General features: G+C 39.9%; 16 protein-coding genes, 2 tRNA genes and 3 pseudogenes. 18 read left to right on the top strand and 3 right to left on the bottom strand.

The features are described from left to right. Positions 1–23 precede the first annotated feature (23 nt). The gene (gene fliK / locus AA977_RS04225) at positions 24–1,583 is read right to left on the bottom strand and encodes a flagellar hook-length control protein FliK (RefSeq protein WP_064434706.1); all 1,560 of its coding nucleotides are present in this window, start codon (positions 1,581–1,583) and stop codon (positions 24–26) included. A gap of 179 nt (positions 1,584–1,762) precedes the next feature. On the opposite strand from fliK, the gene pta reads away from it, so the two are divergent. The 7 genes from pta to hypD all read left to right on the top strand — a co-directional run bounded on the left by pta (position 1,763) and on the right by hypD (position 7,148). Then, on the top strand, positions 1,763–3,295 hold the full coding sequence (gene pta / locus AA977_RS04220; protein WP_064434705.1) for a phosphate acetyltransferase: 1,533 nt from the start codon (positions 1,763–1,765) through the stop codon (positions 3,293–3,295). 16 nt (positions 3,296–3,311) lie between these two features. After that, positions 3,312–4,535, top strand: coding sequence for an acetate kinase (locus tag AA977_RS04215; RefSeq protein WP_064434704.1), 1,224 nt, complete (start codon positions 3,312–3,314; stop codon positions 4,533–4,535). After that, positions 4,522–4,821 carry a cupin domain-containing protein gene (locus AA977_RS04210; protein ID WP_064434703.1) on the top strand — a complete coding sequence of 100 codons (300 nt, stop codon included), beginning with the start codon at positions 4,522–4,524 and terminating at the stop codon, positions 4,819–4,821. Before AA977_RS04215 ends, AA977_RS04210 begins: the two co-directional genes overlap by 14 nt. A 10-nt stretch (positions 4,822–4,831) precedes the next feature. Further along, positions 4,832–4,954, top strand: a complete 123-nt coding sequence (locus AA977_RS08185) for a hypothetical protein (protein ID WP_021435852.1) — start codon at positions 4,832–4,834, stop codon at positions 4,952–4,954. 111 nt (positions 4,955–5,065) lie between these two features. Then, positions 5,066–5,794: a hydrogenase nickel incorporation protein HypB gene (gene hypB / locus AA977_RS04205; RefSeq protein ID WP_033620152.1), complete on the top strand. Its 729-nt coding sequence runs from the start codon at positions 5,066–5,068 to the stop codon at positions 5,792–5,794. Beyond that, positions 5,794–6,030 (top strand): HypC/HybG/HupF family hydrogenase formation chaperone, encoded by a 237-nt coding sequence (locus tag AA977_RS04200; protein ID WP_000335439.1) that lies wholly within the window; start codon positions 5,794–5,796, stop codon positions 6,028–6,030. The genes hypB and AA977_RS04200 overlap by 1 nt, the downstream gene beginning before the upstream one ends. A 5-nt stretch (positions 6,031–6,035) precedes the next feature. Next, a complete protein-coding gene (gene hypD / locus AA977_RS04195) occupies positions 6,036–7,148 on the top strand; it encodes a hydrogenase formation protein HypD (protein WP_064434702.1) in 1,113 nt (370 codons plus the stop codon). Here the strand turns inward: hypD and AA977_RS04190 are convergent. Continuing rightward, a complete protein-coding gene (locus AA977_RS04190; RefSeq protein ID WP_064434701.1) occupies positions 7,099–7,620 on the bottom strand; it encodes a hypothetical protein in 522 nt (173 codons plus the stop codon). The genes hypD and AA977_RS04190 overlap by 50 nt on opposite strands. 70 nt (positions 7,621–7,690) lie before the next feature. Here AA977_RS04190 and AA977_RS04185 point away from each other — a divergent pair. The 11 genes and pseudogenes from AA977_RS04185 (at position 7,691) to AA977_RS07605 (ending at position 14,785) form a co-directional block, all read left to right on the top strand. Next, positions 7,691–7,765, top strand: a tRNA-Gln gene (locus AA977_RS04185). Between the two features lie 23 nt (positions 7,766–7,788). Further along, a tRNA-Met gene (locus AA977_RS04180) sits at positions 7,789–7,865 on the top strand. Between the two features lie 550 nt (positions 7,866–8,415). Then, complete coding sequence (locus tag AA977_RS04175; protein ID WP_253764822.1) at positions 8,416–10,665, top strand: SabA family sialic acid-binding adhesin; 2,250 nt, start codon at positions 8,416–8,418, stop codon at positions 10,663–10,665. After that, positions 10,634–11,290: a SabA family sialic acid-binding adhesin gene (locus AA977_RS08110; protein WP_172795994.1), complete on the top strand. Its 657-nt coding sequence runs from the start codon at positions 10,634–10,636 to the stop codon at positions 11,288–11,290. The genes AA977_RS04175 and AA977_RS08110 overlap by 32 nt, the downstream gene beginning before the upstream one ends. Before the next feature lie 257 nt (positions 11,291–11,547). Beyond that, a pseudogene (locus tag AA977_RS04165) lies at positions 11,548–11,911 on the top strand (hypothetical protein). Next, positions 11,898–12,163 (top strand): annotated as a pseudogene (locus tag AA977_RS04160) (type II toxin-antitoxin system YafQ family toxin). The pseudogenes AA977_RS04165 and AA977_RS04160 overlap by 14 nt, the downstream one beginning before the upstream one ends. After that, a complete protein-coding gene (locus AA977_RS07830; protein ID WP_064434700.1) occupies positions 12,163–13,455 on the top strand; it encodes a plasmid recombination protein in 1,293 nt (430 codons plus the stop codon). The pseudogene AA977_RS04160 and the gene AA977_RS07830 overlap by 1 nt, the downstream one beginning before the upstream one ends. 142 nt (positions 13,456–13,597) lie before the next feature. Beyond that, positions 13,598–13,969 (top strand): type II toxin-antitoxin system HP0895 family antitoxin, encoded by a 372-nt coding sequence (locus AA977_RS04150; RefSeq protein ID WP_064434699.1) that lies wholly within the window; start codon positions 13,598–13,600, stop codon positions 13,967–13,969. Next, complete coding sequence (locus tag AA977_RS04145; RefSeq protein WP_064434698.1) at positions 13,956–14,222, top strand: type II toxin-antitoxin system YafQ family toxin; 267 nt, start codon at positions 13,956–13,958, stop codon at positions 14,220–14,222. The genes AA977_RS04150 and AA977_RS04145 overlap by 14 nt, the downstream gene beginning before the upstream one ends. A gap of 45 nt (positions 14,223–14,267) precedes the next feature. Further along, positions 14,268–14,558: a type II toxin-antitoxin system antitoxin gene (locus AA977_RS04140; protein ID WP_064434697.1), complete on the top strand. Its 291-nt coding sequence runs from the start codon at positions 14,268–14,270 to the stop codon at positions 14,556–14,558. A gap of 13 nt (positions 14,559–14,571) precedes the next feature. Beyond that, positions 14,572–14,785 (top strand): annotated as a pseudogene (locus AA977_RS07605) (type II toxin-antitoxin system RelE/ParE family toxin). 371 nt (positions 14,786–15,156) lie between these two features. Here AA977_RS07605 and AA977_RS04135 read toward each other — a convergent pair. After that, a complete protein-coding gene (locus AA977_RS04135) occupies positions 15,157–15,681 on the bottom strand; it encodes an acyl-CoA thioesterase (RefSeq protein WP_001135601.1) in 525 nt (174 codons plus the stop codon). Between the last annotated feature and the right edge of the window lie 98 nt (positions 15,682–15,779).

Raw genomic sequence — 15,779 nt, 5'->3', positions numbered from 1 at the left:
TTATAGAGCAAACTTGCTTAAAATCACGCATAAAGAGTGATTTGCATGCTCGTTTCTTTGTGTTCATTGTCCGTGTTTTCTTGGTAACTTTTTAGGGCGTTTTCTTTTAAAGGGCTTAATTCCTGCTCTTTTAGTTGATCCTTTGGGGCTTGTTGCTCTTTAGAAGGATTTTGCGAAAAGCTCAAATCCACCCCTTCAAAGCCTAAAGCGTTCAAGCTGTTTTTAAGATCTTGTTGGTTATCCAAAAAGGTTTGCAAGCTGTTGTTATGAGAGATCACGCTCACTTTAAGGTTTTTACCCACTTTTTGAATCACCACTTCAACCTTACCCAACTCTTTAGGGAATAAATCCATAGAGATCTTACTCATGGGAGGTTTGTATTCTTGGATTTCTTGCTTTAATTGTTGGGTGAAATGCTTGATCGTTTCTTTAGGGGCGATGCTTTTATTGTCGCTGTTTGGGGTGTTTTGCACGTTTTGAGTGCTATTACTAGACTCTTTAGTTTTTTCTTTATTTTCGCTCACTTCTTTAGATTTTTCTTCTTTTTCTAGGGGCGTTGGAGCGTTATCGTTAGGGGGGTTAGCTCCCATTAAGGGCATTAAAAGGGGCGTTTTAAGGGCAAGTTTTGGGGTATTTTCTGGCGTTGTGGCTGTGGCTTGGCTTTTAGTGGGGGCTTTTTCTGGCTTTTTTTTAGAGAGCGTTTTATCCCTTTTAATAGCGTTCATTTGTAAAGCTTCCTTTAAAGGGGGCGTTTTTTTTTCGTTATTTGTAGGGCTTGTGTGTTCTTTATTGGGCGCGTCTTTTTTTTCCAACGATTGCAAGACGCTAGAAAGGTTGGCGGTGTTTTTAGCGTCGTTTTTGGCGAGAGTGGGGTTGGTCGTGGGGTTTTTGGGCGTTGTTTTTAAGGCAAGATGATCGCTTGCATTTAAAGGGTTTTTATTTTCTGGCGTTGTGGCCGTTTGAATGTTGCTAGCGTTCAAATCATGCTTTTGGCTGAGCGCATGAATATCTTTAAGGGTTTTTGGCTTGGTATTGTCAGTAGGGGCGGTGGGTTTTTGGGTAGCGTTAGTATTGTTAGCGTGATTGGGGGTTATAGGGTTTTTATGGAGTAAATTAGCTTGATGGGCGTTAGAAAGGGCTTCATTAGGCTTTTTTTCATTCTTGTTTGGGGTTTCGTTAGGGGTTGTTGGGTGGGTTTTTTGAATGGTTTCATGCTGGGTTTCATGTTTAGCTGTTGGGTGGCTTGTTGAATGGTTTTCTTGATGGTTGAGCAAGTCTTTTAGGGTAGGGGCTTGTTGGTTTTTAGCGATCTCTTTAGGCGTTTGAACGTGTGGGGTAGGGGTTTTTTCAAGCGTGTCTTTGGGCGTGTTTTTTAGCGCGTTTTGTGGCGTGTCTTTTAAAGCGCTAGGGTTTAAATTTTTAGGTTTGTCTTTAGGCTCTTCTTTAGAGATTTTTTGGTTTAAAAGCTTGCTGAAATCCTTTGATGCGCTTTTAGGCACATTTTTGGTGTCTTCGTTTTTAGCTTCATTCTTTAATGCACTGGTGCTAGCGCTTGTGTGAATGGGATTGATAGGAGATGGCATGGTTATCCTTTTAAACAACTCTTTTATTTTACATGGTGAAAGTCAAGCAAAAAGAGTTCCTTAAGACGGGTGATCAAATGTAAAAACGCTAAAAGCCTTTTTAAAAAATCATGGTTTCGTTTGGGTTTAATTAAAATTTGCTACAATTAGACAAAAACGATGATTTTAGGGAGATTAGCATGCAAAGTTTATGGATTTACCCGGAAAATACAGAAGCGTTACAGATCGCTTGTAAGAGCCTTTTAAAGGCGCTAAAGCCACGCTATCAAAAAATCGCTTTATTTTCGCCCATTAATGGGGAGTGCGAGGGCTTGAACTCTTTAGAGTTTCATAGCGCTATAGATAAACAAAAAGCCTTAGAGCTTGTGAGCGCTGATCAAGAAGAGTTACTATTTGAAACAATTCTCAAACGCTACGATGAAATACAATCTGTGCATGATTTTGTGATTGGTTTGGGGTATGTGCCGGATTTTTTCTTAAATACTCTTTTAGATTTAAACACCGTTCTAGCCAAGCATTTAAACGCTCCCGTTGTGGCTGTCGCGCAAACGAGTTTAGAATATCTGAAAGCCATGCATTCTCATGTTATCAAAAAAGAAGCCCCTTTCGCTCTAGGGCTATTGATGGGCGAAACGCTTGAAAAACCGGATTTTTTGAGCGCGTCTCTTTGTAAGGGCGAATTAGAAGCGAGCGTAGTTGAAAAATTATTGCACACAAAAAGCAAGATCACCACCCCTTTAGCCTTTCAAAGGAGTTTGGAAAAAAAGGCTAAGGAGCAAATTAAAAAAGTGGTTTTGCCAGAGAGCGAAGATGAAAGGATTTTAAAAGCCGTGCATCATTTGAATTTAATGGGTGCGGTGGGATTGATCTTATTGGGCGATGAAAAAACGATCCACTCTCAAGCGAAAAACCTTAACTTGAATTTAGAAAACATTGAAATCATAGACCCCAACACTTCTAGCTATAAAGAAGAATTCGCTAATCATTTGTATGAATTGAGAAAATCAAAAGGTTTGAATCGGCAAGAAGCTGAGCAATTAGTGTTGGATAAGACTTATTTTGCAACCATGCTCGTGCATTTAGGATACGCGCATGCCATGGTTTCTGGGGTGAATCACACCACGGCTGAGACCATTAGACCCGCTTTGCAAATCATTAAAACTAAGCCTGGCGTGAGCCTAGTTTCAAGCGCGTTTTTAATGTGTTTGGACACCCAAGTGCTAGTCTTTGGGGATTGCGCGATTATCCCTAACCCTAGCCCTAAAGAATTAGCCGAGATCGCTACCACTTCCGCGCAAACCGCCAAGCAATTTAATATCACGCCTAAAGTAGCTATGCTTTCTTATGCGACAGGCAATTCCGCTCAAGGCGAAATGATAGACAAAATCAACGAAGCCCTAAAAATCGCACATAGTATCGATCCCCAATTAGAAATAGATGGCCCTTTACAATTTGACGCCTCTATAGACAAAAGCGTAGCGAAGAAAAAAATGCCAAACAGCCAAGTGGCCGGGCAGGCTAGCGTTTTTATTTTCCCAGATTTAAACGCCGGGAACATCGCTTATAAAGCGGTGCAACGAAGCGCTAAAGCCGTAGCGATAGGGCCTATCTTACAAGGTTTGAACAAGCCCATTAACGATTTGAGTAGGGGCGCTTTAGTGGAAGATATTATTAACACCGTTTTGATTAGCGCCATTCAAGCGCAAGATTAATTGATAGGAGAAATTGATGGAAATTTTAGTTTTGAATCTGGGCAGTTCGTCTATTAAGTTTAAATTGTTTGACATGAAAGAAAACAAACCCTTAGCGAGCGGTTTAGCCGAAAAAATTGGCGAAGAAATAGGGCAATTGAAAATCAAATCGCATTTGCACCATAACGATCAAGAGCTTAAAGAAAAGCTTGTGATTAAAGATCATGCGAGCGGGCTTTTAATGATTCGTGAGAATTTAACGAAAATGGGGATCATTAAAGATTTTGACCAAATTGACGCTATAGGGCATCGTGTGGTTCAAGGGGGGGATAAATTCCATGCACCTGTGTTAGTGAATGAAAAAGTCATGCAAGAAATCGGTAAGCTTTCTATTTTAGCCCCCTTGCACAACCCGGCGAATTTGGCCGGTATTGAATTTGTCCAAAAAGCGCACCCCCATATCCCTCAAATCGCCGTTTTTGATACCGCATTCCATGCCACTATGCCTAATTACGCTTACATGTATGCTTTACCTTATGAATTGTATGAAAAGTATCAGATCCGGCGTTATGGTTTCCATGGGACTTCGCACCATTATGTCGCTAAAGAAGCGGCGAAATTTTTAAATATCCCTTATGAGAAGTTTAACGCTATCAGTTTGCATTTAGGGAACGGCTCAAGCGCAGCAGCCATTCAAAATGGCAAGAGCGTGGACACTTCTATGGGGTTAACCCCTTTAGAGGGCTTGATCATGGGCACAAGATGTGGGGATATTGACCCCACTGTGGTGGAATATATCGCGCAATGCGCTAATAAGAGCTTAGAAGAAGTGATGAAAATCCTAAACCATGAAAGCGGTTTGAAGGGCGTTTGTGGGGATAATGACGCCAGAAATATAGAAGCCAGAAAAGAAAAAGGCGACCAACAAGCCGAGCTTGCTTTTGAAATGTGCGCTTATCGCATTAAAAAGTATATTGGGGCTTACATGGTGGTTTTAAACAAAGTAGATGCGATCATCTTTACAGGGGGCTTGGGGGAAAATTACTCCGCTTTAAGAGAGAGGGTGTGCGAAGGTTTAGAAGGTTTAGGGATCGCTTTACACAAACCCACGAACGACAATCCGGGTAATGGGATAGTGAATTTAAGCCAGCCTAACACCAAGATCCAAGTTTTAAGAATCCCTACGGATGAAGAGCTAGAAATCGCTATACAAGCTAAAGAAATGGTAGAAAAAATAAAGGTTTCTAATGAAAATAGTTAATTTTTTAGAGGGCGTTTGTTTTGAAAAACTCCACATTGAAGCGTTGAGTGAAAATTCTTCCAACAAAGAAATCCGCATTTGCATGCCCAAAGGAGCGGTCATGGACAAACACAAAGCCCCAGGGGCTATTAGCGTGCAGGTTTTAGAGGGTAAAATCATTTTTGAAGCAGAAAATGAAAAAATAGAAATGCCTAAGGGAGCGTTAGTTAGCCTAGAAGCTCAAGTTTTGCATCGTTTGGACGCTTTAGAAAATAGCGTGATAAGATTGTCTTTAAGTAAAAAATAAGGAAAGTAAAATGATGAAAGTTGTTTTCATGAATGTTTGGTATTTGCTTTTAACCATCATTTTATTAATCATCATATGGAGGATCATTAAGTTAGTCTTAAAAGATAAAGATGACAGCAACGAAAAAGGCTAAAATAAGCGGATTTTTCTAAAAAATTAGCTTGAGAGGATAAAAAAAGTTGTTAAATCATAGCCGTTTAATTAAGCACGCTACAATACGAAAATTTTAAAAAAAGGAACAAAGATGAGCGAGCAACGAAAAGAATCGTTACAAAATAACCCTAATTTGAGTAAAAAAGATGTCAAAATCGTGGAAAAGATTTTGAGTAAGAACGACATTAAAGCCGCTGAAATGAAAGAGCGCTATTTAGAAGAGGGGCTGTATGTGTTGAATTTCATGAGCTCTCCTGGCAGCGGTAAAACCACGATGTTAGAAAATCTAGCGGATTTTAAAGACTTCAAGTTTTGCGTGGTAGAGGGCGATTTGCAAACCAATAGAGATGCGGACAGATTGCGTAAAAAAGGCGTGAGTGCACACCAAATCACCACCGGTGAAGCGTGCCATTTAGAAGCGAGCATGATTGAAGGAGCGTTTGATTTGCTCAAAAATGAGGGAGCGTTAGAAAAAAGCGATTTTTTAATCATTGAAAATGTGGGGAATCTGGTTTGCCCTTCAAGCTATAATCTAGGGGCGGCGATGAATATCGTTTTACTTTCCGTCCCAGAGGGCGATGATAAGGTGCTAAAATACCCTACCATGTTCATGTGTGCAGATGCAGTCATTATCAGTAAGGCGGACATGATTGAAGTGTTTAATTTCAGGGTTTCTCAAGTCAAAGAAGACATGCAAAAATTAAAGCCTGAAGCCCCCATTTTTTTAATGAGCTCCAAAGACCCTAAAAGTTTGGAAGATTTTAAAAATTTCCTTTTAGAAAAAAAGCGTGAAAATTACCAATCCACGCATTCGTTTTAATGTGTTTAGCGATCCCTTCTAAAGTCATAGCCATTAAGGACAATGTGGCTCTTTTAGAGACTTTAGGCGTTCAAAGAGAAGCGAGCTTGGATTTAATGGGCGAGTCTGTTAAGGTGGGCGATTATGTGCTATTGCACATCGGCTATGTGATGAGCAAGATTGATGAAAAAGAAGCCCTAGAGTCCATTGAGCTTTACCAAGAAATGATCGCCAAAATGAACGAAACGCATGAATAATCCCAATGAGCGTTAATCACCTCATTTCGCCTTTTAGAGACAAGCAAACCATTTTGGCGCTCTCTGATGCAATCAAAAAACTCGCCTCCAAACTTGAAAAAAAATTAGTCATCATGGAAGTGTGCGGAGGGCATACGCATTCTATAATGAAATACGGGCTTTTGGATTTGATGCCTAACAATTTAGAGTTTGTGCATGGGCCAGGCTGCCCGGTATGCGTGATGCCAAGAGCACGCCTTGATGAAGCTTATGAGCTTGCAAGCATGAAAGATAGCGTGATTTTAAGTTTAGGGGATATGATGAAAGTCCCTGGGAGCTATGGGAATTTGATACAAGCCAGAGAAAAGGGGCTGGATGCACGCTTTTTGTATTCGCCCATGCAAGCTTTAGAAATCGCTAAAGAAAACCCGCATAAAAAAGTCATTTATTTTGCGATCGGTTTTGAAACCACCACACCCATGACAGCTAGCGTTTTACTGAATGCAAAAAAAGAAAAAATCAAAAATCTTTTTTTCCACATCAACCACATTTTAGTGCCTCCAAGCGTGAGCGCGATTTTAGAAGATCCAGCATGCCGAATCAACGCCCTTTTAGCCCCTAGCCATGTGAGCGTGATCAGCGGCGCTCAAATCTATGCCCCTTTAGTGGAGCGTTTTAAACTCCCCATTATTGTGAGCGGTTTTGAGCCGGTGGATATATTAGAAAGCGTATTGATGCTATTAAAACAAGCCCTAAACAAAGAATATAAGCTAGAAATCCAATACAAAAGAGCGGTGAGCTATAAGGGGAATACAAAAGCGCAAGAGTTAGTGCGTGAATGCATGGAAATAAGAGAAAATTTTGAATGGAGGGGGTTAGGGAATATCAAAAACTCCGCTCTCAAACTCAAAGAAGAGTTCGCCTCTTATGACGCTGAAAAAGTCTTTAAAGAACATTTAACCCACAAGATCACAAAAGAAAACAAAGCATGCAAATGTGGGGACATTTTAAAAGGCATCGCTAAGCCCCTAGATTGCCCATTATTTGCTACAACTTGCACCCCACAAAATCCGATCGGCAGTTGCATGGTCAGCTCTGAGGGGGCGTGTGCGGCGTATTATCGTTACAAGCGCGTTTGAGCTTTGAAAATTGCTCTTTGGTGAAAGCGCTCAAACCCTCACAATCCACATTCACGCTAACCGGTTTTTTAGGGGGTTTTAGAACCGGTTTTTGGTAAGGCCTTTTCCTCACGCTCGCTTGAACGCTTGCAAAATCCAAGGGGCAATTTAGGGCTTTGAGCGTTTGTTTTGTTTCTAAAAAATGCGTTTTTAAGTGGTGGGTGTAGCGCTCTTCTTCTGTTTTAAAGGCTTTCAAGAAACTCGGGTGCGTGAAATAGATTTTTAGGATTTTATATTCTATTTTAGCGTATCTAAACCCAAGCTTTAAATCCCCTAAAGCTTGAGCCACACACTCATTAAGCAACGCTTTTTGCTTGAGCTGGAGTTTTAGATTGTTAAACGCAGACATTTGGCCGATTTTTTTAAACAGCAAAAAGGTTTCTTTCTTTTTTAAATAGCGCTCATAAATCAAAGGGTCAAAAGGGTTTTCCATGATGAAATGATAGCATTTTAGCTTGACTTTTTTAAAAAGCTTTTGTATAATGTTTCTTTTATTTTATCGTTGGGGTGTCGCCAAGCGGTAAGGCACCAGGTTTTGGTCCTGGCATTCCGAGGTTCGAATCCTTGCACCCCAGCCATTCTTTTTCTTTCATTAGCGTATCGCGGAGTAGAGCAGTCCGGTAGCTCGTTGGGCTCATAACCCAAAGGTCAGTGGTTCAAATCCATTCTCCGCAACCATCTCTTTTAATTGAACTTTTTAATTGAATCCCGTTTATGAAATCTAAAAGTGCTAAAAAGCATTTTTTAAAATATTGAATAGCAAAAAGCTTGCGAAAAACGCTAACAAACAATAAAAGAGCTTGCGAAAAGCAAGCGATAACTTGACTAAAAAGCGGTCTTTTTAGGGGGATTTAGTGGGGGTTAAGGGGGAGAGTTAAGCGCAAAATACCCCCCTATCCTCTTAAGAAATGGAGTTTCAAATTAAGAAATGGAGTTTCAAATTAAGAAATGGAGTTTCAAATTAAGAAAATGAGTTTCATTAAAGAAAATGAGTTTCATTAAAGAAAATGAGTTTCATTAAAGAAAATGAGTTCCCTTTAAAAACAACGCTTAAATATCGTTTTACCCCTAAACGAAACAAAAAACGCTAAAATCAAAAAAATTCTAAAATTTTTCCAAAATGACAAAAAAAAAAAAAACGCTTTTATGCTATAATGCTCCAAATACATATCAATGTATGGACTTTAATCACTACTAAAATCAATTTAATTTCAAAAAAGGAGATTTAATGAAAAAACACATCCTTTCATTAACCTTAGGCTCGCTTTTAGTTTCCACTTTGAGCGCTGAAGACGACGGCTTTTACATGAGTGCAGGCTATCAAATCGGCGAAGCCGCTCAAATGGTGAAAAACACCAAAGGCATTCAAGAGCTTTCAGACAATTATGAAAACTTGAACAACCTTTTAACCAAATACAGCACCCTAAACACCCTTATCAAGCTCTCTTCTGACCCGAGTGCGATCAACGGGGTGCGTAACGATTTGGGCGCGAGCGCGGCTGGCTTACTCAATGACAAAAAGAATTCCCCCGCCTATCAAGCGGTGCTTTTAGCCATCAACGCGGCGGTAGGGTTTTGGAATATCGTGGGCTATGTGACGCAATGTGGGGGTAATGCCAATGGCACAAAAAGCACTTCTTCAACGACCATTTTTGACAACGAGCCAGGGTATCGATCCACTTCCATCACTTGTTCTTTGAATGGGTATATTCCTGGATACTATGGCCCTATGAGTATTGAGAATTTCAAAAAGCTCAACGAGGCCTATCAAATCCTCCAAACAGCGTTGAAACAAGGCTTACCGACGCTGAATGAAAAGAACGGGACCGTGAGCGTAACTTATAGCTATAAATGCGCAGGAGAAGGGAATGATAACTGTAATGTGTTAAATTCCAATGGAAATAGTGGAACAAAAAGCGAAACCCAAACCATAGATGGCAAAACCGTGAACACCACGATCAGTTCAAAAGTTGTTAAATGGAGCACAAACGGTAACACCCAATCTTACACTGATATTACTACCAAAATGGAAGGAGTGCCTGACAACGCTCAAGCGCTCTTAGCGCAAGCCAGCACGCTCATCAACACCATCAACACTGCATGCCCGTATTTCCATGCACCTCATAGCCAAGCTAATGGCCCGAAGTGGGAATGGCCCTCTAACAAGCTGTGTGGCGCTTTTTCAGAAGAGATCAGCGCGATCCAAAAGATGATCACGGACGCTCAAGAGATGCTCAATCAAGCGAACATCGTTAGTGCTAACGGGCAATCATCAAACCCGGTAGATAGCCATTTCAACCCTTTCACGGGGAATACCAGCTTTGCTGAAGGCATGCTCGCTAACGCGCAAGCGCAAGCGCAAATGCTCAATTTAGCCAACCAAGTGGGGCAAACCATTAACCCTAATAATCTCACCGGGACTTTTCAAAATTTTGTTAAAGGCTTTTTAGCCACATGCAACAACCCCTCAACAGCTGGTACTGGTGGCACACAAGGTTCACCTCCAGGCACAGTTACCACTCAAACTTTCGCTTCCGGTTGCGCGTATGTGGGAGAAACCATAACCGCCCTAAACAACAGCATCGCGCATTTTGGCGCTCAAGCTGAGCAAATCCAACAAGCCGAAGATCTCGCCTACACTTTAGCGAACTTCAGCAGCCAATACAAAAAGCTAGGGGACACTTACAACAGCATCACTACCGCTATTTCAAGCTTGCCTAACGCTCAAGCTATCCAAAATGTGGTGAGCAAAAAGAATAACCCCTATAGCCCTCAAGGCATACAAGAAAACTTAAAAACCTTTAACTTCTCTCTCTCTCTCTCTCTCTCGTTTTTGCTCCACGCTGAAGACGACGGCTTTTACATGAGTGCAGGCTATCAAATCGGTGAAGCCGCTCAAATGGTGAAAAACACCAAAGGCATTCAAGAACTCTCAGAAAATTATGAAAAGTTAAACAATCTTTTAAGCAATTACAACACTCTAAACACCCTTATCAAGCTCTCCGCTGATCCGAGTGCAATCAATGATGCAAGGGATAATCTAGGATCTAGCTCTAGGAATTTGTTGGATATTAAAACCAATTCCCCAGCGTATCAAGCGGTGCTTTTAGCCTTGAATGCAGCGGTGGGGTTGTGGCAAGTTACAAGCTACGCTTTTACCGCTTGTGGGCCTGGTAGTAACAAGAGTGCGAATGGAGGTATCCAAACTTTTAATAATGTGCCAGGACAAGATACGACGACCATCACTTGCAATTCGTATTATGAGCCAGGACATGGCGGGCCAATATCCACTGAAAATTATGCGATCATCAATAAAGCTTATCAAATCATTCAAAAGGCTTTGATATTCAATGGATCCAATGGAGAAGGGATCCCAGTTTTGAGCAACACCACCACAAAGCTTGATTTTACTATTCAAGGAGATAAAATAACGGATGCCACACCAAATGAAACCATTAGTATACCAATGGAGTCATAGGAAAGCTATTTCAACCTCGTGGAATGGCGGAATATCAACACCAACCTCAGAAACTATCAACACAGAAAATAACGCTCAAGAACTTTTAAAACAAGCGAGCATCATTATCACTACCCTAAATAGTGCATGCCCGAATTTCCAGAATGGTGGTAGTGGGTATTGGGCAGGGATAAGCGGTAATGGGACAATGTGCGGAATGTTTGCTAATGAAATCAGCGCGATCCAAAGCATGATCGCTAACGCCCAAGAAGCCGTCGCGCAAGCCAAGATTGTCGCTGAAAACGCACAAAATCAGAGCAACCTAGACACTGGAAAACCCTTCAACCCCTACACAGACGCTCAATTCGCTGAAGGCATGCTCAAAAACGCGCAAGCGCAAGCGGAGATTTTAAACCAAGCCGAACAAGTGGTGAAAAACTTTGAAAAAATCCCTACAGCCTTTGTAAATGACTCTTTAGGGGTGTGTTATGAAACGCAAGGGGGCGAGCGTAGAGGCACTAATCCAGGCCAGGTTACTTCTAACACTTGGGGAGCCGGTTGCGCGTATGTGGGACAAACGATAACGAATCTTAAAAACAGCATCGCGCATTTTGGGACTGAAGCCGAGCAAATAGTCAGCAAGTGAATTGAAAGGACTTGTCCTTTCAATTAGGGGTTTTAGGGGCTTGCCCCTAACAAACTAAAGCGAATGAAATGAGCGACAAACCCTTTAGGGTTAGTAGTTTGTAAACTACTAATCCTTTTAGCAAGCTAAAACCGACAAGTCGGCAAGAGGTTTAAGTTTGCTAGCGGCAAGCCGCTAGAATACAAGGCGACAAGTCGCCTTATGTTAGGAGAACAAGCTCCTTAAAATCATGTTATCATTACAAAAAAGGAATAAGCATGGCTAACACTTCTAGCGTGAAAGACTACTCAAATTTAAGTAAAAGACAGCTTTTCAATCTCATGAATAAAAAAGAACAAGAAATTGAAAAGCTAAAAAGAGATAGGGCGTATCTTGAAAAGAAAATGGCTAAAGAGCTAGAAAAAAAAAGATAAAGGTTTTCATAACAAATTAGAAGAGTTGAATAAAATCTTACAAGAAATCAACAAAAGAGCTAATGATTGTTGTTTTGGGCATGAAAACCCAAACATTGAAACGCAACAAGCCATGAGAGAAGCGTTCAATGGTGAAAATTTAGAAACTATTGAATACTTTTCTGCATGGACAAATGAGATCAAAAGGGAAGTGAATGCTGAAAATTAAGCATCATATCTTTTTTAAAAAAGATTTTAAAAAACTTGTTAAAAACGGGTTTGATGATAGCGTTTTAAAGGAAGTCATTCTGACCTTGAGAAAGAAAGAACCGCTACCCCCCAATTCAAAGATCACGCTTTAAGGGGAGTTTGGAAGCCTTATAGAGAATGCCATATCAAAGCTGATGTTTTGCTTGTGTATTTAGTGAAAGATGATGAGCTTATTTTGTTAAGGTTAGGCAGTCATAGCGAGTTGTTTTAATGGGCAATTTAGCGAGCGGTCATTTCAAGCCCACGAACAATATCCAAGAACAACACAACGACAGAACGCTGTCCCCAAGCTATCTGATCCCCCAAGAATTTAGGGGTCAAAACGAAGTCAATTGCCATTCAAAGCAAGCAATGATTTTGAAAAATCAAATCATAGAGAACGCCCACGAAACCTACTTGATGACATTCAAGCAAAAAAGCCAAGCTAAAAGCTACCAATGGAGCTTAGTGGTCAATACCAAAGAAACGACTACCATGTCAGATTTAGAAAAATTAGCCGAGCATTTTGAGATCAAGTATGGATTTCAATGCTACCAAATCGCCATACACCGAGATGAGGGATATATGGACGAGAACAACCAACCTCACATCAACCACCACGCCCACATGGAATTTATCACTCTCAACAAAGAGAATGGCAAAAACATGTGGGGGCAAATCAATAAAGTAAAATTACGCCAAATCCAAACCGAGATCGCTCAAATTTTAGGCATGGAGCGCGGAACAGACAAGCGAGTGAGCGGGACTAAACGCATAGAACCACACAAATACGCCCAAATGAAAAACAAAGAGCGTAAAGAACGCTTAAAAGATGCCAAGTTGATAGATGAACTAACAAGTAGCATGAGCGAATTGAACACTCACGCTACAACACTCAAACAAGAACTTGAAACTAAAGCCAAAGAAATCAGCACCCTTAAAGACACCAACCAAGAACAAGCCACTAAAAACCAAGCGTTAGTCAAAGAAATAGCCAAACTAGAAAAAACCAATAAAGACTTACAACGCCCTAGTTTGTTGGACATCATCAACGAAAAATACATTGACAGCACCAAGAACAAAAAGGAAGTTGAGAGACTACAAAAAGAAAAAGAGAAATTGAAAGAACAATACGAAGAAGTGCAACAAGAACGAGACGCTTTGGAAAAAGAAATCGCTACCGCCCTAGATACCGCTAATGAACCTTTCTTTTTCACAAAAAAAACACTACAAGAAGCTGTTGAACGCAACAAAAACTTGGCTGAAGAATATGCTTTACTAAACTCAATCAACCCTACAGATGAAAATGCGGAAAAAAAAGCCGAAAAATACGAGTATTCCCCAATATTCACCAAATTTTGGAACGCTATCAAACTATTCTACAATATCATTGAAAAATTGTTTGGCGACAAGAATGCCAAAAAAGACCACCAAGACATACTAAACACCATCAGCGAACTCCAAGAACGCCCCACAAGACAAGAACTCCAAGCCAAACTTTTTACTGATTTTTTAATCTTTTAATCTTTTAATCTTTTAATCTTTTTGCTTTTTACAAAACAAAGTTGTTATTTTCAAACGCTAATCATAAAAAACACTCAAAGGCGTTTTCAATCCCACTCTATCGCTTGCGCTATAATGAACCAATATTTTTAAAGGAATCAACATGCCCAACACCACTGCCAAAAAAGATTACACTAAATACAGCGAAAAACAGCTTTTTAACTTGATCAACAAATTAGAACAAAAAATCAAAAAAATGCAAGAGGATAGGCTTTTTTTCAAAGAAAAAATGGCTAAAGAATTAGAAAAAAGAGACAAAAACTTTAAGGATAAGTTGGACGCAGCCAATGAGCTTTTGCAAAAAATCAGCCAAGCTTTTGGTGATAAAAAAGATTGTTGTTTTGGGCATGAAACCCCAAACCTTGAAACGCAACAAGCCATGAGAGAAGCGTTAAATGGTGAAAACTTAGAAGCTATTGAAGACTTTTCTGCATGGGCAAATGAAATCAAAAAGGAAGTGAATGCTGAAAATTAAGCACCATATCCTTTATAAAAAAGATTTTAAAAAACTTGTTAAAAATGGGTTTGATGATAGCGTTTTGAATGAAGTTATCCTAGCTCTAAGAAAAAAAGAGTCGCTACCCCCCCAATTTAAAGATCATGCTTTAAAGGGAGTTTGGAAGCCTTATAGAGAATGCCACATTAAAGCTGATATTTTGCTTATTTATTTGATCAAAGATGATGAGCTTATTTTATTAAGACTAGGCAGTCATAGCGAGTTGTTTTGAAGCATGTTATAATGAATCTGTCTTAATTTTAACAAAGGAATCAACATGCCCAACACCACTGCCAAAAAAGACTACACTAAATACAGCGAAAAACAGCTTTTTAACTTTTTAAATTCTATAAAGACCAAGCAAAAAAAGGCGTTAGAAAAATTGAAAGAAATCCAAGCTCAAAAACAAAGGATTAAAAAAGCGATCCAACTCAAAGAATTAAACCTAACCGAAAATGGATACACCATAGAAGAAGAGCGAGAAATCTTAGCAAGGGCTAAAGATACCAAGAACCACCTTTATTTTAAAAACATGGAGGATTTTAAAAAGCATTGTGAAAATTTATAGATAAGATTAAAAAATGCTGGTGATTGAAACGAGTAAAAAATTTGATAAGGATCTGAAAATCCTTGTTAAAATGGGTTTGATTTAAAGCTTGTATAAAGTGGTTGAAAATTTAGCCAAAGAGCAACCCCCTAGATCCCAAATACAAAGACCACCCGCTCAAAGGCAGTTTAAAAGATTTTAGGGGATGCCACCTCAAACCGGATTTATTGCTTGTCTATAAAATCTAAAAACAAGAAAATATTCTCTTATTATTAAGACTAGGCAGTCATAGTGAATTGTTTTGAACCCACCCACACCATTAATAACGCTTAACTTGTTTTATTCTAACAGCACGAAAAACTCCGTCCTTTATAGGATGCAAGATGCAAGTGCATAGCCGTTAGGTTATGTTTAAACTAAAAGGTAGCAAAATACCTCTAGTCTTTTTGGGGCAAGAAATGTCCATGCAGGCTTTAAAGAACAAAGCCTTTCACATGTTAGTATCCGTTGGTTAGCGTCCGTTGGGACGCTTTAGTTAGGAAGCCTCTTGCTTTAGCAAGGGGCGGTTTCATTACCCCTTTTTAGTAGGGGTAAAACACCGCTCACGCTTTTTTGCTTTTTAAGCACCCTCGTGTTTCCCGCTTTTTAAATACCCTCGTGTGCGCATTTCTTTACGCTTCAAAGCCCCTTCATAGCGGCGGATTTCAACCTCTGTTTTAGGCTCGTATTTAGGCATGGGGGTGGGTTTGCCATTTTCTACAGCCACCATGGTGAAATAGCATGAATTGGTGTGCGTGATTTCACGAGTTTTAATATCTTCGCTCAAAACCTTAATCCCCACCTCGCACGAAGTGTTGCCCACGTAATTGATGCTGGCTAAAAAAGTGAGCAAATTCCCTACAGGAATGGGGTATTTAAAAGTAACCCCATCCACGCTTAAAGTGACCGTCCCTTTAGCGCAATAACGAGTCGAACAGACATAAGCGACTTTATCCAACAAATTCAATAATTCCCCCCCATGCATGACATTGTTGAAATTAGCGGTTGTAGGCACGACTAAATAGCTCATCAATAATTTAGTGCGATCCGCTGTGTCTATAGTGAAATCAAAATGATTGGAATGCGATGATTGTATTTGAGGCATTGTTTCTCCTTAATTAAGATTGGTGTTAAAAATGTTTTTTGTAAAAAACATTCCAAGAACTATATATTAGTAAAAATTAAGTAATATTAAGTGAATAT

It is taken from the genome of Helicobacter pylori (assembly GCF_001653455.1).
Classification (GTDB): Bacteria; Campylobacterota; Campylobacteria; order Campylobacterales; family Helicobacteraceae; genus Helicobacter; species Helicobacter pylori_A.
The sequence above is the reverse complement of the archived record's forward strand: the minus strand, read 5'-3'. Positions and strand labels throughout refer to the sequence as shown.

Bases quoted from the DNA above. Each gene is read 5' to 3' on its own strand.
- AA977_RS04210 (WP_064434703.1), top strand. From the start codon at position 4,522: ATGAAAATAGTTAATTTTTTAGAGGGCGTTTGTTTTGAAAAACTCCAC.
- AA977_RS04190 (WP_064434701.1), bottom strand. From the start codon at position 7,620: ATGGAAAACCCTTTTGACCCTTTGATTTATGAGCGCTATTTAAAAAAG.
- AA977_RS04215 (WP_064434704.1), top strand. From the start codon at position 3,312: ATGGAAATTTTAGTTTTGAATCTGGGCAGTTCGTCTATTAAGTTTAAA.
- pta (WP_064434705.1), top strand. From the start codon at position 1,763: ATGCAAAGTTTATGGATTTACCCGGAAAATACAGAAGCGTTACAGATC.
- AA977_RS04135 (WP_001135601.1), bottom strand. From the start codon at position 15,681: ATGCCTCAAATACAATCATCGCATTCCAATCATTTTGATTTCACTATA.
- AA977_RS04200 (WP_000335439.1), top strand. From the start codon at position 5,794: ATGTGTTTAGCGATCCCTTCTAAAGTCATAGCCATTAAGGACAATGTG.
- hypB (WP_033620152.1), top strand. From the start codon at position 5,066: ATGAGCGAGCAACGAAAAGAATCGTTACAAAATAACCCTAATTTGAGT.
- AA977_RS07830 (WP_064434700.1), top strand. From the start codon at position 12,163: ATGGGCAATTTAGCGAGCGGTCATTTCAAGCCCACGAACAATATCCAA.
- AA977_RS04175 (WP_253764822.1), top strand. From the start codon at position 8,416: ATGAAAAAACACATCCTTTCATTAACCTTAGGCTCGCTTTTAGTTTCC.
- AA977_RS08185 (WP_021435852.1), top strand. From the start codon at position 4,832: ATGATGAAAGTTGTTTTCATGAATGTTTGGTATTTGCTTTTAACCATC.
- AA977_RS04145 (WP_064434698.1), top strand. From the start codon at position 13,956: ATGCTGAAAATTAAGCACCATATCCTTTATAAAAAAGATTTTAAAAAA.
- AA977_RS04140 (WP_064434697.1), top strand. From the start codon at position 14,268: ATGCCCAACACCACTGCCAAAAAAGACTACACTAAATACAGCGAAAAA.
- AA977_RS04150 (WP_064434699.1), top strand. From the start codon at position 13,598: ATGCCCAACACCACTGCCAAAAAAGATTACACTAAATACAGCGAAAAA.
- hypD (WP_064434702.1), top strand. From the start codon at position 6,036: ATGAGCGTTAATCACCTCATTTCGCCTTTTAGAGACAAGCAAACCATT.
- AA977_RS08110 (WP_172795994.1), top strand. From the start codon at position 10,634: ATGAAACCATTAGTATACCAATGGAGTCATAGGAAAGCTATTTCAACC.
- fliK (WP_064434706.1), bottom strand. From the start codon at position 1,583: ATGCCATCTCCTATCAATCCCATTCACACAAGCGCTAGCACCAGTGCA.